General features: G+C 37.5%; 5 protein-coding genes. All 5 read left to right on the top strand.

Annotated elements, in window-relative coordinates; translation table 11 throughout:
- Positions 1–2473 (top strand): formate dehydrogenase subunit alpha (gene fdhF / locus Q7P22_RS10715; protein ID WP_303864011.1); only part of this gene is annotated, 2473 nt, incomplete at its 5' end.
- A gap of 326 nt (positions 2474–2799) precedes the next feature.
- A complete protein-coding gene (glp, locus tag Q7P22_RS10710) occupies positions 2800–4029 on the top strand; it encodes a gephyrin-like molybdotransferase Glp (protein WP_113920937.1) in 1230 nt (409 codons plus the stop codon).
- A 9-nt stretch (positions 4030–4038) separates the two neighbouring features.
- Positions 4039–5958, top strand: a complete 1920-nt coding sequence (locus Q7P22_RS10705; RefSeq protein ID WP_303864009.1) for a molybdopterin biosynthesis protein — start codon at positions 4039–4041, stop codon at positions 5956–5958.
- Between the two features lie 2 nt (positions 5959–5960).
- Positions 5961–6398 carry an MOSC domain-containing protein gene (locus tag Q7P22_RS10700; protein ID WP_303864007.1) on the top strand — a complete coding sequence of 146 codons (438 nt, stop codon included), beginning with the start codon at positions 5961–5963 and terminating at the stop codon, positions 6396–6398.
- A 67-nt stretch (positions 6399–6465) separates the two neighbouring features.
- Positions 6466–7266, top strand: a complete 801-nt coding sequence (gene fdhD, locus Q7P22_RS10695) for a formate dehydrogenase accessory sulfurtransferase FdhD (protein WP_303864005.1) — start codon at positions 6466–6468, stop codon at positions 7264–7266.
- The last annotated feature ends 172 nt before the right edge of the window (positions 7267–7438 follow it).

Below are 7438 nucleotides of genomic sequence, written 5' to 3'. Positions count from 1 at the left end.
TATTCATACAGCATCACCAGATGTACTAAGTGCTCGTCGAAATATCGTAAACTTACTGATTTCTAATGGCCAACACGATTGTATGTCTTGTGAAGCCAATGGAGATTGTAGCTTACAAAGTGCAGCTTATGATTTAGGGATTCATATGCCAGCATTTAAAATGGAATCTTTACCAGAGCAAATCATAGACGATTCAAGCGTCATGATTACAAGGGACAACAGAAAATGTATCCTTTGTAATAAATGTGTTACAGTTTGTAGTGATTTAGTAGGTAATAAAGTCTTATCTGTAGGTTACAGAGGATCTTCTTCTGAGATCATATGTGACTATAACGACGGCATGGGAGAATCTAGTTGCGTTCAATGTGGAAATTGTGTTCAAGTATGTCCTACAGGAGCTTTAGTTAGTAAAAAATCTGTAGGTAGGGGTAGGGCTTGGGATATCACTAAAGTACGTACTACATGCCCATACTGTGGTGTAGGCTGCCAAATGTATTTACATATGAAGGGCGATGAAATCGTCGGGATATCAGCTGTAGAAGGTACAAAAGCAAACGACGGAAGATTATGCGTAAAGGGAAGATACGGATACGACTTCGTACGCTCTAATGATAGATTAAAAACTCCATTAATTAAAGAAAATGGTGTCTTCCGTGAAGCATCTTGGCAAGAAGCGCTTACTCTTATACTAGATAAAATGAACGCTATTAAAAAAGAAAGCGGACCAGATGCTTTTGCTGGACTATCTAGTGCTCGTTGTACAAATGAAGAAAATTACGTATTCCAGAAGATGATGCGTGCAGCTATTGGAACCAACAATGTGGATCACTGTGCAAGACTTTGCCATGCGTCTACAGTAGCAGGTTTGGCTACAACTCTAGGTTCTGGAGCCATGACTAACACCATCGATGAAGTGAAAGATAGCGACCTTTATTTTATTATAGGTTCTAATACTACAGAAACTCATCCCGTTATCGGTATGAATGTAAGACAAGGGCTAAATAAAGGCGCTAAACTAATTGTAGCTGAGCCAAGAGAAATACCGTTGGCAAAACAAGCAGATCTTTTCCTTCAAATTAAACCAGGTACAAACATTCCTCTATTAAATGGAATGATGCACGTAATTATTAAAGAAGATCTTTTAGATAAAGAATATGTAAATAGTCGTACAGAAGGTTTTGAAGAATTAAAAGAAGTAGTAAAAGAGTATACACCAGAAGTAGTAGCTCGCATTTGTGGAATTGACTCAAATGATCTAGTAAAAGCTGCAAAAATGTACGCAACTGCACCAACTGCGTCTATTTTATACGCAATGGGTGTTACACAACACAGCAGTGGAACAGAAGGCGTTATGAGTGTATCTAATATGGCCTTATTATGTGGTAATATTGGAAAATATGCTTGTGGCGTAAATCCACTAAGAGGACAAAACAATGTTCAAGGCGCTTGCGACATGGGAGCTCTTCCTACAGACTTCCCAGGATACCAAAAAGTTGCTAACCCAGACGTTATCAAGAAATTTGAAAAAGCATGGGGCGTATCTCTTTCAGACAAAAAAGGATTAACAGCTACTGAAATGTTTGAAGCCATTTTAGAGAAAAAAATTCGCTGCTTGTACATTATGGGTGAAAATCCAATGGTATCTGATCCTGATAGTAATCATGTAGAACACTCTTTAAAGGAATGTGAATTCGTAGTAGTACAAGACATCTTTATGACAGAAACTGCACAATTAGCAGATGTGGTTTTACCAGCTACTTCTTTTGCAGAAAAGAATGGTACATTTACAAACACAGAAAGACGTGTTCAATTAGTAAATGCAGCAATGAAGCCTATAGGAGATACTCGACTAGATTATGAGATCCTAATAGATGTAATGAAGGGCTTAGGTTATGAAAATAGCTTTGCAAATTCTGCTGAAATATTAGAAGAAATAGCAAGTGTTACACCTTCCTACGGTGGAATAAGCATAGATAAAATTCAGGAAGACGGCATACAATGGCCTTGTTTAGATAAAGATCATCCTGGAACTCCTATCTTACATACTGAGAAGTTTAGCAGAGGAGAAAAAGCCATCTTTAAACCAGCAACTTACCGTCCAGCTGTAGAACAACCGGATGAAGAATACCCATTCATCTTTACTACAGGAAGAATTTTATACCATTATCACACTCGTACTATGACGGGTAAAGTTGATGGTTTAAATAAACTTTCTGGACACTCTTATGTAGAGATGAACCCTGAAGACGCAGCAAATCTTGGCATCGCTCAAGGAGAGATCGTTGAAGTAAGTAGCCGCCGTGGGAAAGTTAATGTAGAAGCCCATGTAACAGATACAATAGAAAAAGGCGTTCTATTCATGCCATTCCACTTTGAAGATGGAAAAGCAAACTTACTAACAAACGCAGCACTAGACCCAATCGCAAAAATTCCAGAGTTAAAAGTATGCGCTGCAACAGTTAAGAAGAATTAATTATAGCTAGCTATGAAGGCAGGTATCTTTGCAGATATCTGCCTTTTTTCGTAGAAAAGCTTGCTTTTAGGGTAGATTTGTTGTGTAAAGGTGATTAGGATTTATTTGACGGCAAAAAAACACACATGAGATGGTTCTCTTTCTAATTATTTAACAATCGTCAATCATCGTTCCCAATTGAGTTTTATCATATCTTCATATATAATAATCTTATATTTTTAAATAAAAGTGAAAACCGTGCTTCATAAAAGACTTTATAAGGTGTATTGACCTTGATAAGGATTACACTAAATCAGTAGAGTTTACATTACAAAGGAGGGGAATTTGTGAAATTATTAAAAGTAGATACCTTAGAAGAGGCTAGAAAAAAACTGCATTCAGCAGTACAATGGTCTCTTTTAGATACAGAAGAAATTACCATTCAATCATCAATAGATCGAGTCTTAGCACAGGATATATATAGCCCTTGTATGGTTCCTGAATTTCCTCGCTCTACAGTAGATGGGTATGCTGTAATTGCTAAAGATACAATGGGTGCTAGTGATAGTCTGCCTGTATTTTTAGATATTGTAGAAGAAATTGAAATTGGATATCCATCTACTCATGTATTAAAAAGTGGACAATGTGCTTATGTCCCTACAGGCGGTATGGTTCCAGAAGGTGCAGATGCTATGGTCATGGTGGAGTATAGTGAGCTCTTTGACGAAGTTAAAGTCGCCATTTATAGCACTGTTTCTTCAGGAAGCAATATTATATCTATTGGAGAAGATCGAAAAGAAGGTCAATTAATGCTAAAAAAGGGGACCTTAGTTCGGGCTCAAGAAGTAGGGACTTTAGCATCTGTAGGTATTGAAACAGTAAAAGTATATAAAATGCCTACGCTGACGATTATTTCCACAGGAGATGAACTCGTAGGCCTTAAAGATCAGGCGAAGCTTGGTCAAATTCATGACATTAATACCTATGCCATCGAATCTATGGCAACAAAACAGGGATTTAAAGTAAAGCAGACTTATGTATTAAAAGATGAAGAAGAGCTTTTGCAAAAGGCTGTATCACAAGCTATGGAGGATAGTGATATAGTAGTAGTATCAGGAGGAAGCTCCCAAGGGAAAAAGGATATAACAGCAAAAGTTTTAAATGAGTTGTCTCAGCCTGGAGTATTCACTCATGGAATCGCCTTAAAGCCCGGTAAGCCCACTATTTTGGGTGTAGATGATAAAAGCAAAACCATCTTAATAGGACTTCCTGGCCATCCTGCAGCAGCTTTAATCGTCTTCCAGCTTATTGTAGTTTGGCTGAAAGAAACATTTGAGGAGAGACCTAAGAACATACAGGTTCTTGCTAAAATGGAGACGAATGTGGCCAGTGCACCAGGTAGGCTAACTTGTCAATTAGTAAAGCTTATTCAAAGTAATGGAGCTTATATTGCTCGCCCGATACTTGGAAAATCGGGGCTAATGAGTACATTGACAGAATCAGATGGATATATATTTATAGATCAAAATCATGAAGGACTAAACGTAGGCGAAATGGTTTATGTTCACTTACTATAGGAGGATACTATGGAAAAAAGAAATTTATATTTAAAGACCACACCTGTAGACGAAGCAATTGCAATTTATCTTAAGGCTATCAAAGAGATATGGTCGCCAATTTATGAAACCATTCCCGTAACTGCTTCTTTAAATCGAGTGACGAGACATGCAATATTTGCTAAATACTGTTCGCCTCTTTTCAATGCATCTGCCATGGATGGAATTGCAGTAAATTCGGAGAAGACAATTGGTGCTAATGAAGCTACTCCTATTGATTTAGAATTAGGAGTTGATTTTAAAGTAGTCGATACAGGAGATCCAATCAATCCACCTTACGATGCAGTTATCATGGCAGAAGATCTCATAGACATTGGTGTAGAAAATAAAGTTCGAATTGTATCTGCCGCTTCTTCGTGGCAACATATAAGATCCATTGGAGAAGATATAGTAGTAGGGGAGATGTTGTTACCCAGCAATCATAAAATACGCCCCATTGATATTAGTGTACTTCTTTCTGCAGGAATTTTAGAAGTTGAAGTGATAAAGTGTTCTGAGGTAGCTATTTTTCCTACAGGTACAGAGATTATAGAACCTACAGAAGAACCAAAAGAAGGGGATATCATTGAATCCAACTCCAGAATGTTTGAAAACATGATTACTTTACTAGGAGGCATACCTCATCGATTTCCAACTATAGAAGATGATTATGACAAGATCAAGGAAAAAATCAAAGAGGCTACAGAAAAATACGACATGGTTATTGTCAATGCAGGCTCTAGTGCGGGAACAGAAGATTATACCGTACACGTCCTTAGAGAATTAGGACAAGTATTGATTCATGGTGTGGCCATCAAACCAGGAAAGCCGGTCATACTAGCTATTGTAAATAACAAGCCTGTAATAGGCTTACCAGGGTACCCTGTATCTGCTTATATAGGATTTGAAAACTTTGTAATACCTGTAATAAACATGTTTAGTGGACAAGCAAAGGACAAAACGAATGAAGTTGAAGCTGTTATCACCAAAAGGCTTGTGTCCAGCTTAAAACACAAGGAATACGTAAGGGTAAAAGTAGGTAGCGTAGGTGGTAAGATTGTGGCAGCGCCATTGGCGAGAGGTGCTGGGGCAGCTATGTCTTTAGTTCGTGCAGATGGCTTTTGTGTCATCGATCAAAATAGCGAAGGCGTTGAAGCAGGGGAAAAAGTAAAGATTGAATTATATAGAAGCTTACAAGAAATAGAAAATACCGTTGTAGTCATAGGTAGCCATGATTTAATTTTAGATGTAATAGGGGATATGATGCCAAACAGGCATTCAAATACCTTTGTGTCAAGTACTCATGTCGGTAGTATGGGTGGTCTTATGGCATTGATGAGAAAAGAAGCTCATATGGCTCCTATTCACCTTTTAGATGAACAAACAGGAGAGTATAATATAAATTATATAAAGAGAATGTTTAAAGAGCCCATGGCCCTTATAAAGGGAGTAGGGCGTATACAAGGTTTAATTGTGAAAAAAGGAAACCCATTAAATATTCGAGGAATAGAAGATTTGAAAAATCATCGATTTGTAAATCGCCAAAGAGGAGCGGGGACTAGATTGCTATTTGACTACAAATTAAAGGAGATGAGCATTTCTCCAGAGGAAATCAAGGGCTATGATCGAGAAGCCTCAACCCATATGGCAGTAGCTGCTTTAGTAGGAAGTGATAGCGCCGATGTAGGTATGGGTATTCAGTCTGCTGCAAAGGCTATGGATTTAGATTTTATTCCTATAGGTGAAGAAGAGTATGATTTTGCTATACCAGAAGCTTATCTAGAGCTTCCAATTATTCAATCCTTCCTAGATATCCTAAAAAGTGAAGAATTTAAAAAGAGACTACAGGAATTAGGCGGATACTCTCTGAATCGTATAGGAGAAATTCAGCTTTTAAGAGAAGAGGTATAAAGGTGCAGGGTAAAGTAGTAGGACTATATTGCAATAAAACAAAAGGGCAAGTTGGGGAACCATCACAAGTCCTTAAAATGGAAGCCGGTCAGGGAGTATGTGGTGACAGGCACAAGGGAAAGGGAGATAGACAGGTCTCTATTACATCTGCAGAGATAAAAGACTGGATGAATAAGGAAGAAGAAAAAGGTCTTTGTTTTAACAAATTTAAGGAGAATATCACATTAGAGGGTATTCCTTTAGAGGCACTTAAAATAGGCGATGTACTAGAAATAGGACAAGTACAGCTAGGGTTGACAGAGTGTAATAAAGATTGCCACGCAGATTCATGCCAATTATCTCCCTCAAAAATGCCTTGCAAATTGATTCACAGTGAAATCTTTGCTAAAGTAATTACAAGTGGAGAAATAAAATTAGGAGACATAGTAAAACTTATCTAAGAGGGGCCCCTGTCAGGTGGTATAGCAATAGCAAAATTGGATTAAAAGAGACAAAAGAGGTGCTTATATGGAAGAAAACATTTATCAAGAGTTTGATGTGCTAAAAATTGAAAAAGAAGAAGACAAATTTTATACAAAAGAAGTAGTAAAGAAGATCATCTCCGAAATTTCTCTAAAGATTATCGTCAATGGAGAAGAATTGGTTTCCCTCCTCTGTTTAAATCAGTACGAAGTAGAATTGACTCTTGGTTTTCTTTACAATGATGGGGTTATTAACTCTTATGAGGATATAAAAGAAATCTACTATAATGAGCGAATGCAGGCAGTTATTGTGGAGCTAAAAGAGGAGATAAAAGTCAACAGGCAAGAGAGCTTAAGGAGTGTGACTTCTGGTTGTGGTCAATGTTATACCTACATTAACCCCCTAAAGAAAAGCCAGTACTTTTCAGCTGATAGCAAGACAGTATATCCTATTGAGACCATATTAAGCAGTATGAAGAACTTTATGCACAAATCTGAAATATTCCGAGAAATAGGCGGCGTCCATAGCGTATTGTTTTATACCCCAGAATATCAAATATTAAATGAAGATATCGGAAGGCACAATTGCTTTGATAAGATAACAGGTATTTTACTAAAAGAAGGTAAAATGGACTTGTGTGAAAACAGCATTGTCTTTGTTAGTGGGCGAATATCTTCGGAAATAATGACGAAAATCATTAGATTAGGTGCTCCTATTCTAGTCTCGAGATCTACTCCTACCTCCGCTGCAGTAAAATTGGCACAGGAATACAATATTACTCTACTAGGGTATGTTAGAGGAGATCAAGGAAACATTTACTCCGTACCAGAGAGGATTTCATTTTAGCGTGAAAGTTGGAAAGCAGGAAGTGGAAGAACCAACGCGCCCAACGATTGCTGGACTAATATTCAACAATTGTTCCTTACATAGAACTTACAACGTAGAACTTAGAACGAGTACCGAAGCACGGCTATCGCATGAAAAAATAAACAAATAATTATCTTTTACTACTGTGTTG

Origin of the sequence: Alkalibaculum bacchi (assembly GCF_937875145.1) — a bacterium.
Taxonomy (GTDB): domain Bacteria; phylum Bacillota; class Clostridia; order Eubacteriales; family Alkalibacteraceae; genus Alkalibaculum; species Alkalibaculum bacchi_A.
Note: the sequence above shows the minus strand (reverse complement) of the source record. Positions and strands in the feature narration are given on the sequence as shown.

Coding starts and splice junctions, on each gene's coding strand:
- fdhD (WP_303864005.1), top strand. CDS start 6,466: ATGGAAGAAAACATTTATCAAGAGTTTGATGTGCTAAAAATTGAAAAA.
- Q7P22_RS10705 (WP_303864009.1), top strand. CDS start 4,039: ATGGAAAAAAGAAATTTATATTTAAAGACCACACCTGTAGACGAAGCA.